Source organism: Phenylobacterium sp. P4_E10, assembly GCF_056401675.1.
The window spans coordinates 1-20,498 of sequence record NZ_JBFUIW010000026.1; the positions used below are offsets into that span (position 1 = coordinate 1).

Sequence of the window (20,498 nt, forward strand, 5' to 3'; positions counted from 1 at the left end):
ATCGAATCGAGGCGGCGCTGCGCCGGCCGCGCGACCGGGCCCGCACCGCCGCCGACGTGCAGGAGATGCGCGCCCTCCTCGAGCGCGAGCGGCCGCCGAAGGGGGAGTGGGATCTGAAACTTTCCCCCGGCGGGCTGGTCGACATCGAGTTCGCCGCCCAGTTCCTGCAGCTCGCCCATGCGGCGGACGGGGGACCGCTTAGGGCCAACACCGCCGAGGCGCTGGAGGCGTTCGAGGGGCTGGCGGCGCCCGACGCCCTGGCCGCGCTGCGCAAGGCCTGGGCCCTGCAGCAGAACCTGACCCAACTGCTCAAGGTGGCGCTTGGCGACAACGCCGATCCGAGCGAGGAGCCCAAGGCTTTCAGGGCCTTGCTGGCCCGGGCCGGCGAGGCGCGCGACTTCCGCGCCCTGCGCGCCAAGCTGGAGACCTCGCGAAAAGCTGCCCGCGGCGCCTACGAGACGATTGTCGGCGACGGAAACCGCTAGGGCCTGCGTTGAACGGATAAGCTCCATGAACCTGCCGAGGCGCCGACCCTGATCATGTCCCCGATCACAACCCGTGAAGCGTGACCGATCCGGACCAGGCGCTGCTGGCCCGGGTGGGCGAGGGCGACCCCGCCGCCGTCCGCGCCCTGGTGGCCCGCAAGCTGCCGCGGCTGCTGGCGCTGGCCGGCCGCATGCTCGGCGACCGGGCCGAGGCCGAGGACGTGGCGCAGGAGACCTTCGTGCGGGCCTGGAAGCAGGCGCGCGACTGGCGGCCGGGCGCGGCCAAGTTCGACACCTGGCTGCACCGGGTGGCGCTGAACCTCTGCTACGACCGCCTGCGCCGCCGCCGCGAGATCGCCACCGAGGATCCGCCCGAGCAGCGCTACGAGGGCCCGGCCCCCGACCGCGGCCTGCAGGCGGCCGAGGTCGGGACACGGGTGGCCGCGGCGATGCGCGCCCTGCCGGACCGCCAGCGCGAGGCGATCGCCCTTTGTCACTATCAGGAGCTCACCAACATCGAAGCCGCCGCCCTGATGGGCGTCAGCGTCGAGGCGCTGGAGAGCCTGCTCGCGCGCGGCCGCCGCGCCCTGCGCGCAGCCCTGTCGGATATGGTGGGAGACTAGGCTCATGACCCACGAACGCTTCGAATTCCTGGCGCAGGCCTACGGCGGCGATGTCGCCCGCTGGCCGCAGGCCGAGCGCGAGGCCGCAGTGCTGCTGATGGCGCAAGAGCCGGACTTCGCTCAGGCGACCCTCGCGGCGGCGGCCAGCCTCGACGCGTTGCTCGACGACTGGGCCGCGCTGCCGGTGAGCCACGCCCTGCGCGATGCCGTCATCGCCTCGGCGCCGCGCGCCAAACCGAGGTCGACGCTGCAGCAATGGTTCTGGCGAACCGGGGTCGGCGCTGGCCTCGCCGCAGCCTGCGCCGCCGGCTTGGTCGTGGGCGTGCAGCTTTCGGACACCGCCCAGCGCCAGTCAGACGAGACGATCAGCGCCGCGCTCACCACGAACGACGACCTGACTGGCCTGCTGAACGGAGAGGGCGCGTGATGAGCCGCAGGACCCTGTTGATCGCCCTATTCATCTCCCTGGCGGTGAACCTGTTCCTGGTGGGAACGCTCGCCGGCGGCCTGGTGATCGGCCATCGCCTGCGGGCGGACCGGCCGCCGCCGATGCAGCGCGGCATGTCGCAACCGCTATGGAGGGCCGGGGATCGCCTGCCGCCGAAGCAGGCGCAGGCCTACCGGCAGGCGTTGCGCGGCGCGGGGCCGGAACTTCGCCAAGCCATGCACGGCGCACGGGCCGAACGCGCAGAGGCCTGGCGATCCCTTGGGGCCGAACCATTCGATCCGGCAGCGACCAAGCGCCGCTTGGCGGGGGTTCGTGGCCGCGAGGCCGACGCTCGGGGACGCATCGAAGAGCAAATCGTCGACTATGCGGCCGGCCTGCCGGTCGCCGATCGCGCCGCCCTGGCTAAGGGACTCACTGAACGGCCCCGCCGGGATCCGCCGCCCCGCCGCTAGGCGGCGACGAAGCCGTCCACCGGCCGAGCTGGCTCGCGACGCAGGGGCATGGTGAAGGAGACCAGGGTGCCTTCGCCGGGCGCGCTCTGCATGTCGAGCGTGCCGCCGTGCATCTCGACCAGAGACTTGGTGAGCGCCAGCCCAAGTCCGGTGCCCTGGGTGGTTTTGGAGTGCTGGCTTTCCACCTGCTCGAACGGGCGGGCCAGGCGCGCCAGATCGTCCTGGGCGATGCCGATGCCGGTGTCCTGCACGCTGACGCGGATGTACTCGCCAGACGGATCGCGGCGGCCCTCGGCGCGCACGGTCACGCGGCCGCCGCGCGGCGTGAACTTGATCGCGTTGGAGAGCAGGTTCAGCAGGACCTGCTTCACCGCGCGATAGTCGGCCTCGACCTCGGGGAGGTAGGGGAAGTCTACGGTGAGGACGAGGCCGGCGGCCTCGGCGCGATTGCGCACCAGCCGAACGGCGTCCTCTGCGACCTCGGCCAGGGCCAGCGGCTCGAACTTCAGGTTCATCTTGCCGGCCTCGATCTTCGACATGTCGAGGATGTCGTTGATGAGCGCCAGCAGGTGCTGTCCCGAGGAAAGGATATCCTGGGCGTAGCCCTTGTACCGGGTGTCGCCGAGCGTGCCGAACATCTCGCCGACCATGATTTCGGAGAAACCGTTGATGGCGTTCAGCGGCGTACGGAGCTCGTGGCTCATATTGGCCAGGAATTCGCTCTTGGCCTTGTTGGCCCCCTCGGCGCGGACCTTCTCCATCTCGTATTTGCGGGCCAGCTCCGACAGCTGCTCCTGGCTGCGTTCGAGGTTGAACACCACCTTCTGGAGCTGCTCCTCGTTCTGCCGGCGGGCTTCTTCCTGCGTCTTGATGGCGGTGATGTCGGCGGCGGTCATCACCAGCCCGCCTTCGGCCGTCCGGCGCTCGGAGATCTGGATCCAGCGGCCGTCGGTCAGCTCGGCTTCGCGCACGCCTTTGCGGCCGTCGGGACTGGGGGCCTCCTGCTGGATGGCCAGCTGCGCAAAGCGGCTGACCTCGTCGCGCATCGCGCCCGGCTTCAACAATCGCGGCTCTAGCGAGAACACGCTGCGGAAGTTCTGATTGCATAGCAGCAGACGGCCGTTGCGATCCCACAGCACGAAGGCTTCGGACACGCTCTCGATGGCGTCGCGCAGCCGGCCCTCGGCGGCCTGGGCGCGGGCCTGCGCCATGCGCTCCTCGGTGACGTCCAGGGCCACCCCGATGATCCGCGAATAGCCGTCGTCGCCGGGCCGTCCAAAGGCTTGTCCGCGCGCGTCGATCCAGATCGGCCGCCCGCCCTGGGGCGAGGGCACGCGGAACGAGACGTCGAAGCCGCCGTAGATGGCGGCTGTGGTCAGCGCCTGGCGGACCCGCTCGCGATGGTCGGGCGAAACCCGCTCGAGCACTTCCTGTCCCGAGACGATCCCGCCTCCGCCCCACCCGAAGATCGCGCCGGTGACGTCCGACATGAACATCTGGTCGGTGGTCAAGTCCCACTCCCAGATGCCGCAACGGGCGGCTTCAACCGCCAAGCGGAAGCGCTGTTCGGAGTCGACGAAGGCCTTCTGCGCGGTCTCGACCTTGCGGCTCTGGTTCAGCAGCAGCAGGCCGAGCGCGAAGGCGACGCCGAGCGGGGCCGTGAGCCACGCCAGCTGTTGGCCGGTCGAGGTGATCTCATGGGCGCTCGACGCGGTGGCGGCCACGCTGAGCAGTGCTCCGCCCTGAATGGGCCTGGCGATCAGGTCGAGCGCGGAGCCGTCGGGCTTTGCGCCCTTTAGCAGACCCTCGGCGCGGGCGAGTTGGGCGGCGGAGATGCCGAAAGCCTCGCCCGCATTGCGCGCCTGTCCGAGCCCGCCGGCCCCGGTGGCGGCGATCACCTCGCCGCGTGCGGTGACCACGGCCTGGTCAGGCGCGAGCGCTGCGCCCAGGCGGGTGGCGTCGCCGATGGCGACGATCCTCCGATCGCCCTTGGCGGTCACCGCCGTGACCGACGCGGCCAGCGCCGGGACTGTCTGACCCGTTCCGCCGATCCAGAACTCGGACTTGCCGCGGTCGATCTCCTCCCGCAGCAGCCGCCAGTCGACGCCGGGAGCCTTGCCCGCCAGTGCGATGACGCCGCTGTCGTCGAGCACGGCGACGGCGGTGGCCGCGCCGGCCGCGGACGTGAGGCCGATCTCGGCCGCGTCGATCGGCGGCTCGGCCTTGCGCTGGATAGTTTCGCGCGCTGCCAGCAATCCGCCGTGCAGGGCGGCGGCCTCGGCGTCGATGCGAGACGCAAGGGCCTCGGCGCGTGCGGGAAGGGCGGCGTTCTGAAGGGTCTGGGCTTGCGGCTCGCGGGTGATCTTGAACACAGCCACAGCGGTGTAGATCGCCATCAGCAGCAGGGTCGAAAGGATGGCTAGGCGGACGAAGCCCTGGTTGGCGACCAGCCCCGTGCCCGGCGCGACGGCGCCGCGCGGATGGCTAGGCCGAGAATCGGCCACGTCCTTGCCACCCCACTTGGCCAAAGCCCAGCCGCCCCCTTGCGCCCCGATTCACCTCGCCGAGTCTACGCAAGCCAGGAGGTGGCGTCACGAGGCGTATGGTCCAGTTCTCAGGGTTTCGGGCGCCGATCGGCCCGGCGTTCCTGCCCAGAGTACGTGGGGTCGTCCTGCCGGCGTCGATCCGGCCCAAAGTATGTCGGGCTCCTGACAAACGACCGGGGTTTGTCGACCACCCAGGAGATTCGCTTCATCAGGTCGGCCGGCGTGACCGGTTTGACGCAAAACTCATTCACCCCGGCGTCGCGAGCGGCGATGATCCGAACGCGGTCGGCGTGGCCGGTCAGCAGAATGATCGGAGTGTACGGGCCCGGGCTCTCCGCGTCGTTGCGCAGCCAGTGGGCAAAGGTCACGCCTTCTTCGGTCCCCAGCATGTAGTCGAGGATGACGATGTCACATGGCGTGGCCCGCATTTGGCGCTTGGCTGTGTCGACCGTCTGGGCGTCGTAGAGATGACTGGCCCCGAACCCGCGAAGCATCGCCTTCACCAAGTTCACCGCGTGGGTATTGTCGTCGACGATCAGGAACCGCAGCCTTTGCAACGACACGGACATGATGCGGCGGTCTCCAGTTCGCGTTCCTGAAGTAGCGGATTCAATGTAAATATTCCGTTGGTCTGGGGCCGGGCGCCCGGCCCCAGACCGTCAATCGGCGAGCGCCTTGGCCGCCAGTTCGTAGACGTTCTTCGAGAGACCTTCGGTCGCTGCGATGCGCGCCAGTTCCCGCTTCATCAGCGCACCGAGCTCGGGCTTGTAGCGCCGCCAGCCGCCGAGGGGTTCGACCAGCCTGGCCGCGGTCATCGGGTTGAAACTGTCCACCGCCAGGATCTGATCGGCGAGGAACCGGTAGCCGGCCCCACTGGGATCGTGGAAGCGGGCCGGATTGAAGTTGGCGAAGGTCGAGACCAAGGCCCGCAGGCGGTTTGGGTTTTTCTCATCGAAGGCCGGATGGGCGGTCAGGCCCATGACCCGTCCCAGGGCGCTCTCGTCCGGATCGCGGGCCTGCAAGGCGAACCACTTGTCGATGACCAGCGGCTCGGACTTCCAGCGGGCGAAGAAGTCGGACAGCGCGCTCTCGTAGAGGTCGCCGCCGATCGCCATCAGCGCCGACAGCCCGCCCATGGCGTCGGTCATGTTGACGGCGGCGCGATAGTGGCCGTCGGCCAGTTCGCCGATCTCGGCGCGCGGATTGGCGGCCAATAGGTCGAGGGCGGCGTTGCGCAGGGCCCTGCGTCCGGCGCTGGCGGCGTCGGGCGAGAATTCGCCGAGTTCCTGCAGGCCGATGTGCAGGCGCTTCAGGTCCTCGGTCAAATGCAAAGCCAGGCGCTGGCGCAGGGCGTTGCGCGCCTCGTGGATCGCGGCGGGATCGGCGGGTTGGATCGCCAGAGCCAGGTCCGACTCGCTGGGCAAGGCCAGCAAAAGAGCCTTGAAGGCCGGATCGGAGGCTTGGTCTGCGAGGGCGCGGCCCAAGGCGTCCGCGAAGCGCTCCTCACCGACTTCATCGGGCGCGCCCTTGGCGCGGGCGACGATCAGGGCGCGAGCCAGCTCCTGGCCCGACTCCCAGCGATTGAACAGGTCCGGATCGCCGGCCAGTTGCACATAGCGGTCGGAGGCGCGCGCATCGGTGGTCAGGGTCACCGGCGAAGAGAAGCCGCGCAGCGCCGAGACGACGGGCGGCGCGTCGATCCCGGTCAGCACGACCTTCGTCCTGGGGCCGTCGAGAATCACCAGCGTCTCGTCGACCGCCTGGCCGTCGCGTTCAAAGGCCAAGGTGCGCCCCTCGGCGTCCAGCAGCCCGACGATCACCGGAACCGGCAGCGGCTTCTTGGTGGGCTGGCCCGGCGTAGGCGGCGTTTCCTGGGCGAGCTCCAGCGACAGCGTCCGCGCCTCGGCGTCATAGCTGTGCTGCAGCGATACCTTCGGCGTGCCGGCCTGTTCGTACCAGGTGAAGAAGTCCGACAGGTCGCGGCCGCTCACCTCGGCGAAGCATCGGATGAATTCCTCGACGGTAGTGGCGTGGCCGTCCCAACGGTCGAAATAGAGATCCATGCCTGTCCGGAACGCTTCGGCCCCGATCAGGGTCTTGAGCATCCGGATCACTTCCGCGCCCTTTTCGTAGATGGTCGCGGTGTAGAAGTTGTCGATTTTCAGATAGCTGGACGGGCGCACCGGATGGGCTAGCGGGCCCTGGTCCTCGGGGAACTGGCGCGCGCGCAGCGCCTTCACGTCCTTGATCCGCTGGACGGCGTGGCCGCGCATGTCGGCCGAGAAGCTCTGGTCGCGGAAGACGGTCAGGCCTTCCTTCAGGCAGAGCTGGAACCAGTCGCGGCAGGTGATGCGGTCGCCAGTCCAGTTATGGAAATACTCGTGGGCGACGACGCTCTCGATACGCTCGTAGTCCATGTCGGTGGCAGTGGCCGGGTCGGCCAGAAGGAGTGAGGAGTTGAAGATGTTCAGCCCCTTGTTCTCCATTGCGCCGAAATTAAAGTCGCGCACCGCGACGATCATGAACAGGTCGAGGTCGTATTCACGTCCGAAGGCGTCTTCGTCCCACTTCATCGACCGCTTCAGCGCGTCCATGGCGTAGGCGGCGCGCGGCGCCATGCCCGGGTCGACGAAGATGCGCAGATCGACCGTGCGACCGCTCATGGTGACCAGCTTGTCCTCAAGAACGTCGAGTTCGCCGCCCACCAGGGCGAACAGGTAGGCCGGCTTGGGGAACGGATCGTTCCAGACCGCGAAGTGGCGGTCACCCGGCAGATCGCCCGACTCGATCAGGTTGCCGTTCGAGAGCAGGCGCCGGAACGCCTTGTCGGCCTCGATGCGAACGGTGAAGCGCGACAGCACGTCGGGCCGGTCCGGGTACCAGGTGATCTTGCGGAATCCCTCGGCCTCGCACTGGGTGCAGAAGCGTCCGCCGGACATGTAGAGGCCTTCCAGGGCCTTGTTGTTCTCCGGGTCGATCTCGACCTCGGTCTCAAGCAGGAAGGCGTCGGGCACTTCCGGAACGGTCAGGAATTCGGCGTCGATTACGTGTTCGCCATCGCCCAGAACCTTGCCGTCCACCGCCACCGAGATCGGCTTCAGTCGCTCGCCGTTCATCACCAGCGGATCGCTGTGGTCGCCGTTGCGCCGGATCGTCAGCCTGGCCTTCACCCTTGTGGAATTGGGGGCCAAGGCGAAGTCCAGGCGGACCTCGTCAATGAGGAAGGCGGGGGGCGTGTAGTCGGCGAGCCGGATCGGCTGGGGCGTGTCTGTGCGCATGGAGGCCATTTAGCCACGACGCGCCCTGATCGCCAGATGGCGAAATCGACAAGGGCTTGATGTGGCCGGCCTCGGAGCGAGGCGCTAGGCCGCGTCGACGCTGACCGAGGCGTGGGCCGTGCCGGCGACCGGCGTCTCCCGGAAATGCCTGTCGAGCTTGGCGACCTGTTCGGCGATACGCTGCAGTTCAGGCGGCGCATCGCCCGCGCTCTCGTCAACGATGCGGACCACTTCGCGGGCGAGGGCGAGCAGGTCGGGCGCGCAGGTGATCAGTCGCGCTTGGAACTCGATCTTGTGCGGGTCGCGATCATATTCCGCGCCCGGCACCCGCCAGCCGCCCCAATCGGCGGCGTCGGTGACAACGACCGGATACGTGCCCGGATAGGGGTGGTGTGCGGCGTCCTCTTCCGACTGCCACTTGTTGCGCGCCCGCAGCAGCCGCCAGCGGGGGGCGTCCGATCCCAACGCGTCAGCGCCGCTGTCCTGTTCCGCCTTCAGCTCGTGAGCCTGGAAATCGCGGCCCAGACCGACATCGTAGGTCACCCGCACCGGCTCGTCGAAGCCCTTGGCCCAGACGGGAACGATCTTCTCGATTACCGACCAGGCGCCGACGCTCTCGACCCAAACCTTCTGGTTTCGTTGGAATATCGCCTTGGCCATGAGCGCCTTCGGACCTCCGCTTTTCAGCCGCCCATAAGAGCCTGAAATTCTTGACGCGAGGTCAATCTTTCCAAGGCGCCCCGGGTGCGTATGGTGGCCGCCAACGATGCATCGAACCGGCCGACTAACGGCGGAGTGGGCGGAAATGAATTTCGATTTTTCAGACGACCAGAAGTTTCTGAAGAACGAGGCGCGCAAGTTCCTCGAGGCCAACAGCCCGACTTCGCGGGTCCGCAAGGTGCTGGACGACGACGGCAAGGCCTATGACGAGGAGCTGTGGAAGGCGGTCGCCGCCCAGGGCTGGCTCGGCGCAGCCATTCCGGAGGAGCACGGCGGCCTTGGCCTCGGACACCTGGAACTCTGCGTGATCGCCGAAGAGCTCGGTCGGGTCGTCGCGCCGATCCCGTTTGCCTCCACCGTTTATTTCCTGGCCGAGGCAATCATGCTGGCCGGCGGCGATGAGCAAAAGGCGGACCTGCTGCCCAAGATCGCTGCGGGCGAGGTCATCGGCGCGGTCGCTACATCCGAAGGGCCCGGAGTGCTGAGCGCGGCCAGCCTTCAGTCCACCGTCGATGGCGGCAAGCTCTCTGGCGTGAAACTCCCGGTCACCGATGGCGACATCGCCACTGTGGCCCTGGTGCTCGCCAAGGAAAACGGCAAGCCGGGCCTCTTCCTCGCCGATCTGACCGATCCCTCGGTGACCCAGGAAGTGGTCAAGACGCTGGATCCGACCCGCGACGCGGCCAAGCTGACCTTCAAGGACACGCCGGTGCGCCGTCTCGGCGCCGCCGGCGAAGGTTTCGAGCTGATCGAGCAGGTCTTCGATCGCGCGGCGGTTCTGCTGGCCTTCGAGCAGACCGGCGGCGCGGACCGCTGCCTGGAAATGGCCAAGGAATATGCGCTGGAGCGCTACGCCTTCGGCCGGGTCATCGCTTCCTACCAGGCGATCAAGCACAAGCTTGCCGAGATGTACGTGAAGAACGAGCTGTCGCGGTCGAACGCCTATTACGGCGCTTGGGCGCTGAACACGAACGCGCCTGAACTGCCGGTCGCCGCCAGCGCCGCCCGGATCGCGGCCAGCGAGGCGTTCTGGAACGCTTCGAAGGAGAACATCCAGACCCACGGGGGCATCGGCTTCACGTGGGAAATGGACTGCCACCTCTACTACCGGCGCTCGCGCCAGCTCTCGCTCGTGGCCGGCGCGCCGCGGGTCTGGAAGGAACGGCTCGTCAGTCACCTTGAACGCCGCAACGTGGCCGCCGCCTAAGGGAGATCAGGATCATGGATTTCAACGACACTCCCGAAGAAGCTGCCTACCGCAAGCAGGTCCGCGACTGGCTCGAGGTCAACGCGCCGAAGAAGCAGGAAGGATCGATCGATCCCGAAGGCGGCGACGGCATGGCCGCGTCCAAGGCCTGGCAGGCCAAGAAGGCGGCTGCCGGCTACGCCTGCATCACCTGGCCCAAGGAGTGGGGGGGACAGGGCGGCACGCCGGTCCAGCAGGTGATCTTCGGTCAGGAAGAGGCCAAGCATCCGATCCCGGGCAATCCGTTCCAGATCGGCCTGGGCATGTGCCTGCCGACGGTGATGACCTTCGCCGACGAGGAGACCAAGAAGCGGTTCGTCGGGCCGGCGCTCCGCGGCGAGGAGATCTGGAGCCAGCTGTTCTCGGAACCGTCCGGCGGGTCGGATGTCGCGGCCTCGCGCACCAAGGCGGAGCGGGTCGACGACGGCTCGGGCGACTGGGTGATCAACGGCCAAAAGGTGTGGACCACCGGGGCGCAGTTTTCGGACTATGGGATCGTCATCGTTCGGACCGATCCTAACGTGCCGAAACACAAGGGCCTGACCATGTTCTGGCTCGACCTGAAGGATCCGGGGGTCGAGGTGAAGCCGATCCACCAGATGGCCGGGGGCTCGGGCTTCAACGAGGTCTTCTTCACAAACGTGCGGGTCAAGGACAGCCAGCGGCTGGGGGCCGAGGGCGAGGGCTGGAAGGTCAGCCTGGTCACGTTGATGAACGAGCGCCTCGCGGTCGGGGGCGCCACCGGCGCGGGCTGGAGCCAGTTCATGGAAGCGGCGCGCAAGACGCCCAGCCACGACGGCGCCAGCGCCCTGCAGGACCAGGCCGTGCGCGAAAAGCTGGCCGACTGGTACGTCCAGGCCGAGGGCCTCAAGCACACCCGCAACCGGACCATGACCGCCCTCTCCCGCGGTCAGACCCCTGGTCCCGAGAGCTCGATCGGCAAGATCGTCTCAGCGGTGCAGATGCAGGAGCTGGCCAACACGGCCATCGAGATGCTCGACCAGTACGGGATCATCAGCCAGGAGGACCTGGCCCCGCTCGACGCCGCGTTCCACTGGTCGCTGATGTTCGCGCCCGGCCTGCGCATCGCCGGCGGCACCGACGAAATCCTGAAGAACATCATCGCCGAGCGGGTGCTGGGTCTGCCCGGCGACATCCGGGTCGACAAGGACGTGCCGTTCAAGGACATGCCCACCGGCCGGTGAGCGTTTCCTAGGCCCGCAGCGCCTCGGTTTCCTGGGGCGCGCGGCCGGCGACGAGTTCGCCATACATCCGGGTCAGGCCCTCGAAGGTGGTGTCCCAGCGGTGGCGCTGCTCGGCGCGGCGGCGGGCGGCGGCGCGGATCGGCCCCTGGTCGCGGGCGAACAGAGCCTCGATGGCCTCGGCCATGCCGGCGGGATCGACGGTGACGGCGCGTTGTCCGACATGTTCGTCGATCAGCTCGGAGATGCCGCCGCGCGAGGGGCCGACCACCGGCAGGCCGGCGGCCAGAGCCTCCAGCACCACCAGGCCGAAGGGCTCGTTCTCATTGGCGTGGACCAGCGCGTCGCAGCTGGCGATCAGCCCGGCCAGTTTCACCGGATCGCGCTCATAGCCCATCGGGATCACCCGCGGCGAATAGTGGGCGTCCTTGCCGGCGCCGACCAGCAGCAGGTGGTAGGGCGCGCCCAGGCGCTCGACCGCGCAGATCAGGCTCTCGATGTTCTTCTCACGCGCTGGCCGGCCGGCGAATACCAGCAGGCGGGCGTCGGCCGGCAGGCCCAGGCGCTTGCGCAGCTTGGCCCGATCGGCGCGGATGGGATGGAAGAGCTCAGTATCGACGCCCAGCATCTGGACGCTGACTTTCTCGACGCCGGCCTCGGCCAGGCGCTGGGCGATGTGCCGGCTGGGCGCGACCACGCGATCGAAGCGCTGGAAGGTGGCCGCCCAATGCTTCATGGCCGGCGCCTCGGCCCAATCGCCGAAGTGCAGGGCGGCCAGGGCCGCGGCGTCGGTGTGGCAGAAGCCGACGACCGGAACCCCGAGCAATTCGCCTGCATCCAGCGCCGCATGGCCCGGCACGAACATGTCGCCGGCCTCGATGATGTCGGGCTCGAGCATGCGGATGACGGTCTCCCACTTGGCAGTGGAGGCTGGCATCCGATAGCCATCGCCGAACGGCAGCCGCGCCGCGGCCACGCTGACCACGCCTGGCGAAGCCAAGCCGGTGGCGGCGCCGGGGACGACCAAGGTGTGGCTGATGTCGGGCCGGCGCTTGGCCAGCCACTCTCGCTTCTGCAGCAGGTAGCGCTTCACGCCGCCGGACCGCGGGGCGTACATCATGGTGGCGTCGATGAGGTGGAAGCCCACTCGACCCGGCGCCCCAAAATGCGGGGCTTCGGCCGGATCCAGTCGTATCAAGTTTTCAATGCGCGCGTCGGTGACGTCGAACACTCGCCGCCTCCCTCAATTTACGACCCCTGGCTAACGAACGTGCGGCCGATTGGTTTCGGGCCGCAGTCGCCAGGCGCACGAATTGTGAAAGGCCTGCTTGCCAGACGACAATTGATGACCCGGCGAGTTGCTGTCGGGACGCACGCCAGAGCCGGATCGACCTCAGTACGCCGCTCGATACTCGGCGCCGTTGGAGAACCGGCAAACGCCGCTCCCATGCGCATCGGCGTCATTGTTCATCAGCTCACAGTGAACGGTGGCGCCGCTGTCACCCTTCAAGTCGACCAAGGCGGGGCTGCCGCTCACGATCGGGCGACCGGACGTCGTGTACGCGCCCCCCGGCCTGTCGACGCCGCGCGACCGGCCGTAAGCACCGACGGAGCCGCCGACCTTGTATTGCCCCTTCAGGACCTGGCCGTCCGGCAGCTTAAGCGAGACGTCGCCGTTTCCGCTTTGTCCCTTAATGTATGCTGTAAGAGGCCCGATGGCCTGAGCCTCGCGGTTTTCGGGGGAGAGTATCAGGATCCGGGAGCTCGCCCCCGCACCCATCAACAGCGCGCTGGCCGCGAAGAGCGCCAATACCCCGACCCTAGCCACACTCACTCTCATTGCGAGCGCTCCGAAACGTTGAGCCCCTGCGCGCAGGGCATCGAGGCCGTATTCGACCTCAGCAACCAAGACTAGGCACGGCGAGGCTCTCGCGGGAATAAGGTCGATTCCGGGGGCTTCCGCCCTAAGCTGCGTCCTCGTTAGTATGTAGCGCGCGCTCCTGCGCGCCCCATTTGATCGATCTCATCGTCATAGGATCAACGAGCGCCCACCAGAACGTCCGCCCGGGAGGCTGATGATGGCGACGATCACCTTCCATTCCATGGCCGACAGCGCCTATCTCTGGACGGCGATGCACGCCGCTGATGAGAAGGGCGTGGACTACGAGCTGGCCTCGCTGGTGCTGGGCTCGCCGGAGCATCTGGCCCTCCACCCGTTCGGAAAGATGCCGGTGCTCCAGCACGGTGACGTCTTCCTCCACGAAACACTTGCGATAACCCACTATATCGACCGCGCGTTCGCCGGGCCGCCCCTCCAGCCCGCCGACCCGCTCGCCCAAGCCCAGGTCCTGCGCTGGGTCAGCATCGTGAACGCCTACGTCTTCCCGACGATGAACCGCTTCGTGAAGGAGCGCCTGGTGCGCCCGGCATGGGGTTTTGAGTCCGACCGCGAGTTCCTGGCCGCAGCCCATGACCCGCTGGCCCTGCAGATGCGGTTGATTGGCGAGTCGGTCGCGGGCGGCTATCTGGCCGGCGAGAAGCTCACCCTCGCCGACAGTTTTCTCTTCCCGCACCTGCTCTTTTTCAGCTGTACGCCGGAGGGGGCAGCGCTCATCGAGCGGACGCCCACCACCGCCGACTGGCTCGCCCGAATGCAGTCTCGCCGGAGCTATGCCACGAGCCCCATGAGCGGGGCGCTGGAGATGTTCCGCCAAATGCCCGTCCCCGAAGAGCGCCCCTGGTAGACGCCTCATCCGGTGAAGCTCAATCCGCGCGGGGCTGGGCCTCGCCCGCCGTTCGGGCCAGCTGCACGAACTCGGCGCGGATGCCGAACGGGTCCTGGCCGCGGGCGCCCTGGGCGAGGCTGACCACGTCGCTCCAGCCGAAGCCGCTTTCGATGCGCGGGTCGGCCTTGAGCATCTGGCCGAAGGCGGCGACCGCCAGCGCCCAGCGGGTGGCCTCAGGCGCGGCGGCCACCGAGGGGTAGACGTCGCTCTGGCCGATCGGCCGCTCGATGAGCTTGGAGGCGGCCGCGCCGGGCAGCTTGTAGCGAACCTTCAGGTAGGCGAGTTCGCGGGCGGGGGCCGTCGGCGGGGCGGCCGAGCCTTGGCCATAGCGGAGCGGATCGCTCGACGGGCGCGCGCCGGCGGGGGTGATCTCGTAGAGCGCCGTGACCGAGGCGTTGGAGCCGACTTCGCCGGCGTCCACCCGGTCGTTGTTGAAATCCTCGCGCTGCAGCAGGCGGGTCTCGTAGCCGATCAGCCGGTACTCGCTGACCGCGGCGGGGTTGAACTCGACCTGGACCTTCACATCGTCGGCAATGGGGAACAGCGAACTAGCGAAGTCCTCGCGCAGCAGTTTGCGGGCCTCGTTGAGGGTGTCGATGTAGGCCGCGGTCCCGTTTCCGTTCTGCGCCAGGGTCTGCATCATGACGTCGTTGTAGTTGCCGCGTCCGAAGCCGTAGACGGAGAGATAGGTCCCGTCCTTGCGCTTGTCGGCGACCAGGTCCTTGAGCTGGGCCGGATCTGCGACGCCGACATTGAAGTCGCCGTCGGTCATCAGGATCACCCGGTTCACCGCCTTCGGATCGAAGTTCTGTTTCGCCAGGTCGTAGGCGAGGTTCAGGCCCTGACCGCCCGCGGTGGAGCCGCCGGCGCGCAGGGCCCCCAGCGCGCAACGGATCTTCAGTTTGCTGCGTCCGTCGGTCGGCGAGAGCACGGCGCCGGCCGAACCGGCATAGGCGACGATCGCCACGCGGTCCTGTGGCCGCAGCTGATCGACCAGCAGGTTCAGCGACTTGATCGCCAGGGGCAGGCGGTCCTCGCTCCACATAGAGCCGGAGGTGTCGACCAGGAAGACCAGGTTGAGCGGCGGTTGGGTCGTGCGCGGCAGGTCGTAGCCCTGCAGGCCGATATGGACGATCTGGCGGTCCTTGGCCCAGGGCGAAGGCGTCACGGCCACATAGGCCTGGAACGGCTTGGCGCGGTCGGCTGGGCGCGCATAGCCATAGTCGAAGTAGTTGACCATCTCCTCGACCCGCACCGCGTCGGACGGCGGGCGAGAGCCGTCAGTCAGGAAACGGCGGACATTGGCGTAGGAGGCGGTGTCGACATCGACCGAGAAGGTCGAGACCGGCTCCTCGGCGACCCGCTTGATTGGATTGGCGACGGCGGTGGGGTAGCGCTCGGTGTCGATCGGCGGGCGGACGTAACCGGGCGGAAGAGGCGCGACGCTTTTGCCGGTGACGACCATCTCCTGAACCGGCGCGGGTGAAGGCGGCGGCGGCGGCGGCGCGGGAGGCTCGGGCCTTTCGATGCGTCTCTGGACCGGCGGCACGGGCAACGGCGGGATCTGTGGCGCGCCCTGGAAGCCGGCGCCGCCCCGCGAATAATTGCGTGGCGCGTAGCGCGCCTCGCGAGGATCGCTGATGTCGTAGCCCAACGCCGCGCAGGCCTCAGGGGTCGGCGCGCCGCCGCGATAGACCGGCTGGGCCGTAGGCGGGGTGGGAAACGAGGGGGCGGCGAAGGCCGCCAGACTGACGACAGAAACGCTACGCACGGACTTCGACGCGGACATGGCTTCTGCTCCGGATGGTCCTCAAGGCGAAGCTTGGCGCTCGCCGTGCGGCGAAATCTCGGCGCCATCGCGACGGTTGCGAGGCGTCCTACTTCGCGTCGGGGTCATAGGCCGTGGCGATCTCAGGCCGGGCGTTGACCGAGGCGGGGAAACTCGGCGTCACCCGCGCCTTGGTCGCTTGCTCAAAGGCGTAACCGAGTGCGAGCAGCCGCGCTTCCGACCAGGCCGGGCCGATGAAGGAGACGCCGACCGGCAGGCCGGAAACCTCGCCCATCGGAACGGTCAGGTGCGGATAGCCCGAGACCGCGGGCAGGGTCGAGGGCGAGCCCAGCCAGCGACTTCCATTGATCGGATCGACGACCGAGGCCGGGCCGCCGGACGGGGCGACGATGGCGAGCGCCTTGGCCTCGGCCAGCAGCTTGTCGAGCGCTTCGCGGGCCATCCGCTGGCCGTCGGCCTTGGCTTTCAGGTAGGCGGGGTCGGTCAATCCCTTGGTCGCCTGTGATTTCTCGAAGATTTCCTGTCCGAACAGCGGCGTCTCCCGCCGCTCGCCGCGGTTGAAGGCGAGCAGGTCGGCCAGGGTGCGCGGCTTGGCGTGGGTTGAGGCCAGATAGACGGCGACCCCGGCCTTGAACTCGGTGGCGAGGATCAGGTCCTCGGCCTTGTCGACGGCGTCCTCGTCCGGGGACTTCGCCTCGACCAGCACCGCGCCCTGCGCCTTCAGGGCCGCCAGCGCGTCCTCGTAAACGGCGTCCGCAGGATGGTTGCGGCCAAGGGGCGGACGCAGCACCGCGATCCGCACCCCGTTCAGGGCGTCCGGCCTGAGCGCGGCCAGATAGTCCGTCTTGCGCGCGTCGGCGTCCCCGGTGGCCGGGTCGGCCGGATCGTTCCCGGCGATCGCAGCAAGAAGGGCCGCGGCGTCAGCGACGTTGCGGGTCATCGGGCCGGCGGTGTCCTGGCTGGCCGAGATCGGCACGATGTGGGTGCGCGAGACCAGGCCGACGGTGGGCTTCAGGCCGACGATGCCGTTCATGGCGGCCGGGCAGGTGATCGAGCCGTCGGTTTCGGTGCCGATGGCGCCGGCGCCAAGGGCCGCAGCCACCGCCGCGCCCGACCCGGACGAGGATCCGCAGGCCGAGCGGTCGAGGGCGTGCGGATTTCGCACTAGGCCGCCGACCGCGCTCCAGCCGCTGATCGAGCGGGTCGAGCGATAGTTGGCCCATTCGGATAGGTTGGTCTTGCCAAGGATCACGACGCCGGCCTCGCGCAGCCGGGCGACCAACGGCGCGTCGCGGCCGGTGACGTTGTCCTTCAGAGCCAGGGAGCCGGCGGTGGTCGGCAGCCCGCCCGCGGCGTCGATGTTGTCCTTGATCAGTATGGTCACGCCGTGCAGCGGGCCGCGCAGCTTGCCGGCCTTGCGCTCGGCGTCCAGCCGGCGGGCGTCGTCGAGCGCCTGGGGATTGATCGCCAGGATGCTGTTCAGCCGCGGGCCCTGGCGATCGAGCGCCTCGATGCGCGCCAGATAGGCCTTGGCCAGGCTTTCGGCGTTGGCCGCGCCCGAGTTCATGGCCGCCTGCTGCTCGCTGAAGGAAGCGAAGGCCAGACCCTCCTGCGCCATGGCGCCTCCGGTCAGGCCGAGCGCCAGCAGCGCTCCGACAAGCAATCTCATTCACGCCCCTCCGCCCGAAGGGGCATTGGGCGGCAGGCCCGCGCACATGACAAGGCCGCGCCGAGGAGGGCGCGGCCTTGGGGCTCACTTGCTCAAGGTTAGTGCTTGAGGGCGTCTCGGGCGGCGTCCTTCAGGTTGCCGACGCCCTTCTGGATCTTGCCGGCGGTCTTTTCGGTGGCGCCTTCGGCTTCAAGCCGCTCGTTCCCGGTGGCCTTGCCGGTGGCCTGCTTGATCGAGCCGGCCGCTTCCTTGGCCGTACCCTTCACGGTGTCCTTATGCATGACGTACTCCTTGGAACATGGAGCGAGAAGTACGCGGCGGCTCGCAGATCGTTCCTAAAGCGCAGCCTGGGCCAGCCGGTCGAGCAGGGCGGCGAAGGCGCCGCGCGCCACCTTGCGGGCGGTCTCGTCCTCCAGCATGCGCCGGGCGTCGTTGTGGCCGAGAACGTAGGCCTTCATCTGGAACACCGCCATCGCCGCGTCGTCGTCCGAAAGCGGCGGCTCGTGCAGGGCCTTCATTTCCTTGGCCAGGGTCTTGCGCCATTGGCGGACCTTCTTCTGCAGCAGATCGCGCAGCGGGCCGGGCTGGTCGTCGAGCTCGACGCTGGCGGCCATGATCAGGCAGCCGCCGGCGGCTTTCTCGACCTCGGACCAGTCCAGCCAGCGCTCGAAGATCGCCTCCAGCCGCGCGCGTCCATGGGGGAGGGCCTCGGCCGGGGCCCAGACGAATTCGACGAAGCGGTCGAACTCCTGCTCCAGGGCGGTGAGCTCCATCGCCTCCTTGGACTCGAAATGCTTGAAGAGACCGCTCTTGGAGAGGCCCACGGCCTCGGCGACGTCGTTGAGGCTCACGGCGCCGAAACCCTTCAGCGCGGCCTGTCTGGCCGTCTCGTCCAGAATCCTCGCCCTGGTGGCGTCGCCCTTGCGCAAGCCTGGCCTCCCTAGCCGCTTGACAGAAAGTGACCGATCGTGCTCTTTTGTGCTTAGTGACCGATCGTGCCTTTTCTAAGCCTCTGGAGCCGAACATGCAATTGAAGGCTTTTTCAACAGCCCTGATTTCCGCCTCCCTGCTCCTGGCCGGGCCCGCCCTGGCCGAGGGATTCAAGGCTAGCGCCAAGCTCGCCAGCCCCGCCTCGACCCCGATCGCCGCCAATGTCGAAGGGGTCGACTGGAAATGCGAGGGCGACGCCTGCGTCGGCGTCGGCGAGCGCGGGGCCGGCCTCGATTCCTTCATGAAGGAATGCCGCAAGGTCTCGGCCGCTGTCGGACCGCTGGCCAGCTACACCAGCCGCGGCCGCAGCCTCAGCGAGCGCAATATCGCCGCCTGCAACCGCCTGGCCGCCCAGAACAAGCCGGCCAGCGAACTCGCCGCGAAGTAGGGCGGCAACGCCGCTCGCCCGTTCCTGCTCGGGGCGGGCGGCGTTTTTTCTTGCAGACCCGCAGTGGGGTTAAACCCCCGCCGCATTGCGCCTAGCGCCCCGCACGGCTATCTGCATCCGCGAATTCCCTGAATTTTTCGGCAGAGCGAGCGCGGACGCCTCATGGCGCAGCAGTATATTTTCCAGATGCAGGGCCTGACCAAGGCCTATCCCGGCGGCAAGAAGGTGTTCGAGAACATCTGGCTGTCGTTCTACTCCGACGCCAAGATCGGCGTGGTCGGGGTCAACGGCTCGGGTAAGTCCACCCTGCTGAAGATCATCGCCGGCCTGGACAAGGAGTTCAACGGCGAGGCCAAGGCCGCCGACGGCGTCAAGATGGGCTACCTGGAGCAGGAGCCCCACCTCGACGAGAGCCTGAACGTCTGGGGCAACGTCATCTCCTGGTGCGAAGAGAAGAAGATCTTCGACCGCTACAACCAGATCGCGGCCGAACTGGGCGACAACTACACCGACGAACTCATGGAGGAGATGACCGCCCTCCAGGAGAAGATCGACGCCGGCGACCTGTGGGACATCGACAGCCGCGTCGAAATGGCCATGGACGCGCTGCGCTGCCCGCCGAACGATTGGCCGGTGGACAAGCTGTCGGGTGGTGAGAAGCGCCGCGTGGCGCTGGCTCGCCTGCTGCTGTCCAAGCCGGACATGCTGCTGCTTGACGAACCGACCAACCACCTGGACGCCGAGTCCGTGGCCTGGCTGCAGCACCACCTGGAAGCCTTCTCGGGCTGCGTGATCCTCGTCACCCACGACCGCTACTTCCTGGACCAGGTCACCAAGTGGACCCTGGAACTCGACCGCGGCAAGGGCATCCCCTACGAGGGCAACTACTCCGGCTGGCTGGAGCAGAAGACCAAGCGCGTCGTGCAGGAGCAGTCGGAATCCGAAGCTCGCCAGCGCGCCATGACCCGCGAACTGGAATGGGTGCGCTCGGGGGCCAAGGCCCGCCAGGCCAAGTCCAAGGCGCGTCTGGCGGCCTACGATAAGATGGTCTCCGAGCAGGAGAGCTCGCGGCAGGCCCAGACCTTCGCCACCATCCAGATCCCGCCGGGTCCGCGCCTGGGCAGCGTGGTGCTGGAGGCCGACAATCTGTCGAAGGCCTATGGCGACAAGGTGCTGTTCGAGAACCTGTCGTTCAAACTGCCGCCGAACGGCATCGTCGGGGTGATCGGCCCGAACGGCGCCGGCAAGTCGACCCTGTTCCGGATCATCACCGGCCAGGAGCAGCCGGACTCGGGAACCTTCCGTCTCGGTGAGACGGTGAAGCTGTCCTATGTCGACCAGAGCCGCGATGCGCTCGATCCGAGCAAGACCATCTGGCAGGAGGTCTCCCAGGGCCTCGACATCCTCACGGTGGGGAAGCGCGAGATCAACACGCGCTCCTATGTCGGCTCGTTCAACTTCAAGGGCGGCGACCAGCAGAAGAAGGTCGGCCTGCTGTCGGGCGGTGAGCGCAACCGCGTCCACCTGGCCAAGACCCTGACCACCGGCGGCAACGTCATCCTGCTCGACGAACCGACCAACGACCTGGATATCGAGACCCTGCAGAACCTCGAAGAGGCGCTGGACGAGTTCGCCGGCTGCGCCGTGGTCATCTCCCACGACCGCTGGTTCCTCGACCGCCTCTGCACGCACATCCTGGCCTTCGAGGGCGACAGCCACGTCGAGTGGTTCGAAGGCAACTTCGAGGCCTACGAAGAGGACAAGAAGCGCCGCCTGGGCGCCGACAGCCTGATCCCGCACCGGATCAAGTTCCACAAGTTCACGCGATAACGACGGCAGGGCCGGCGCCCGCAAGCGCCGGCCCTTTTGCTTTGGC

The 20,498-nt window shown here is 68.0% G+C and carries 19 protein-coding genes; 9 read left to right on the top strand and 10 right to left on the bottom strand.

Annotated elements, in window-relative coordinates; all coding sequences use genetic code 11:
- The 4 genes from AC1DQJ_RS20265 to AC1DQJ_RS20280 all read left to right on the top strand — a co-directional run.
- A partial coding sequence (locus tag AC1DQJ_RS20265) for a [protein-PII] uridylyltransferase family protein (protein WP_477606677.1) occupies nt 1-485 on the top strand: 485 nt, incomplete at its 5' end.
- A gap of 80 nt (nt 486-565) precedes the next feature.
- Complete coding sequence (locus tag AC1DQJ_RS20270; RefSeq protein ID WP_477606679.1) at nt 566-1,108, top strand: RNA polymerase sigma factor; 543 nt, start codon at nt 566-568, stop codon at nt 1,106-1,108.
- Between the two features lie 4 nt (nt 1,109-1,112).
- Nucleotides 1,113-1,535: a hypothetical protein gene (locus tag AC1DQJ_RS20275; protein WP_477606681.1), complete on the top strand. Its 423-nt coding sequence runs from the start codon at nt 1,113-1,115 to the stop codon at nt 1,533-1,535.
- The gene (locus tag AC1DQJ_RS20280; protein WP_477606682.1) at nt 1,535-2,008 is read left to right on the top strand and encodes a periplasmic heavy metal sensor; all 474 of its coding nucleotides are present in this window, start codon (nt 1,535-1,537) and stop codon (nt 2,006-2,008) included. The genes AC1DQJ_RS20275 and AC1DQJ_RS20280 overlap by 1 nt, the downstream gene beginning before the upstream one ends.
- On the opposite strand, the gene AC1DQJ_RS20285 is transcribed toward AC1DQJ_RS20280, so the two are convergent.
- The 4 genes from AC1DQJ_RS20285 to AC1DQJ_RS20300 all read right to left on the bottom strand — a co-directional run bounded on the left by AC1DQJ_RS20285 (nt 2,005) and on the right by AC1DQJ_RS20300 (nt 8,492).
- Nucleotides 2,005-4,536, bottom strand: a complete 2,532-nt coding sequence (locus AC1DQJ_RS20285; RefSeq protein ID WP_477606684.1) for a PAS domain-containing sensor histidine kinase — start codon at nt 4,534-4,536, stop codon at nt 2,005-2,007. The genes AC1DQJ_RS20280 and AC1DQJ_RS20285 overlap by 4 nt on opposite strands.
- Before the next feature lie 86 nt (nt 4,537-4,622).
- Complete coding sequence (locus AC1DQJ_RS20290; protein ID WP_477606686.1) at nt 4,623-5,123, bottom strand: response regulator; 501 nt, start codon at nt 5,121-5,123, stop codon at nt 4,623-4,625.
- Nucleotides 5,124-5,213: 90 nt separating this feature from the next.
- The gene (gene pepN / locus AC1DQJ_RS20295; RefSeq protein WP_477606688.1) at nt 5,214-7,832 is read right to left on the bottom strand and encodes an aminopeptidase N; all 2,619 of its coding nucleotides are present in this window, start codon (nt 7,830-7,832) and stop codon (nt 5,214-5,216) included.
- Between the two features lie 84 nt (nt 7,833-7,916).
- Nucleotides 7,917-8,492: a hypothetical protein gene (locus AC1DQJ_RS20300; RefSeq protein ID WP_477606690.1), complete on the bottom strand. Its 576-nt coding sequence runs from the start codon at nt 8,490-8,492 to the stop codon at nt 7,917-7,919.
- A gap of 145 nt (nt 8,493-8,637) precedes the next feature.
- Between AC1DQJ_RS20300 and AC1DQJ_RS20305 the strand changes: the two genes are divergently transcribed.
- Nucleotides 8,638-9,759, top strand: coding sequence for an acyl-CoA dehydrogenase family protein (locus AC1DQJ_RS20305; RefSeq protein ID WP_477606692.1), 1,122 nt, complete (start codon nt 8,638-8,640; stop codon nt 9,757-9,759).
- Between the two features lie 14 nt (nt 9,760-9,773).
- Nucleotides 9,774-11,003 carry an acyl-CoA dehydrogenase family protein gene (locus AC1DQJ_RS20310; protein ID WP_477606694.1) on the top strand — a complete coding sequence of 410 codons (1,230 nt, stop codon included), beginning with the start codon at nt 9,774-9,776 and terminating at the stop codon, nt 11,001-11,003.
- Nucleotides 11,004-11,010: 7 nt separating this feature from the next.
- On the opposite strand, the gene AC1DQJ_RS20315 is transcribed toward AC1DQJ_RS20310, so the two are convergent.
- Both AC1DQJ_RS20315 and AC1DQJ_RS20320 read right to left on the bottom strand, forming a co-directional pair.
- Nucleotides 11,011-12,231, bottom strand: coding sequence for a glycosyltransferase (locus tag AC1DQJ_RS20315; RefSeq protein WP_477606696.1), 1,221 nt, complete (start codon nt 12,229-12,231; stop codon nt 11,011-11,013).
- Nucleotides 12,232-12,393: 162 nt separating this feature from the next.
- Entirely contained in the window at nt 12,394-12,810 is a 417-nt protein-coding gene (locus AC1DQJ_RS20320; RefSeq protein ID WP_477606698.1) for a hypothetical protein, read from the bottom strand.
- 268 nt (nt 12,811-13,078) lie between these two features.
- Here AC1DQJ_RS20320 and AC1DQJ_RS20325 point away from each other — a divergent pair, with 268 nt between their 5' ends.
- Entirely contained in the window at nt 13,079-13,744 is a 666-nt protein-coding gene (locus tag AC1DQJ_RS20325; RefSeq protein ID WP_477606700.1) for a glutathione S-transferase family protein, read from the top strand.
- A gap of 19 nt (nt 13,745-13,763) precedes the next feature.
- Here the strand turns inward: AC1DQJ_RS20325 and AC1DQJ_RS20330 are convergent, their stop codons facing one another.
- The 4 genes from AC1DQJ_RS20330 to AC1DQJ_RS20345 all read right to left on the bottom strand — a co-directional run bounded on the left by AC1DQJ_RS20330 (nt 13,764) and on the right by AC1DQJ_RS20345 (nt 18,173).
- Complete coding sequence (locus tag AC1DQJ_RS20330; RefSeq protein WP_477606701.1) at nt 13,764-15,575, bottom strand: vWA domain-containing protein; 1,812 nt, start codon at nt 15,573-15,575, stop codon at nt 13,764-13,766.
- A gap of 88 nt (nt 15,576-15,663) precedes the next feature.
- Nucleotides 15,664-17,193, bottom strand: a complete 1,530-nt coding sequence (locus tag AC1DQJ_RS20335; RefSeq protein ID WP_477606740.1) for an amidase — start codon at nt 17,191-17,193, stop codon at nt 15,664-15,666.
- Nucleotides 17,194-17,342: 149 nt separating this feature from the next.
- Nucleotides 17,343-17,525 carry a CsbD family protein gene (locus AC1DQJ_RS20340; protein ID WP_477606703.1) on the bottom strand — a complete coding sequence of 61 codons (183 nt, stop codon included), beginning with the start codon at nt 17,523-17,525 and terminating at the stop codon, nt 17,343-17,345.
- A gap of 54 nt (nt 17,526-17,579) precedes the next feature.
- Nucleotides 17,580-18,173: a TetR/AcrR family transcriptional regulator gene (locus AC1DQJ_RS20345; RefSeq protein ID WP_477606705.1), complete on the bottom strand. Its 594-nt coding sequence runs from the start codon at nt 18,171-18,173 to the stop codon at nt 17,580-17,582.
- Between the two features lie 95 nt (nt 18,174-18,268).
- On the opposite strand from AC1DQJ_RS20345, the gene AC1DQJ_RS20350 reads away from it, so the two are divergent.
- Entirely contained in the window at nt 18,269-18,622 is a 354-nt protein-coding gene (locus AC1DQJ_RS20350) for a DUF8200 family protein (RefSeq protein WP_477606707.1), read from the top strand.
- A 162-nt stretch (nt 18,623-18,784) separates the two neighbouring features.
- Nucleotides 18,785-20,452, top strand: a complete 1,668-nt coding sequence (gene ettA, locus AC1DQJ_RS20355) for an energy-dependent translational throttle protein EttA (protein ID WP_477606709.1) — start codon at nt 18,785-18,787, stop codon at nt 20,450-20,452.
- The last annotated feature ends 46 nt before the right edge of the window (nt 20,453-20,498 follow it).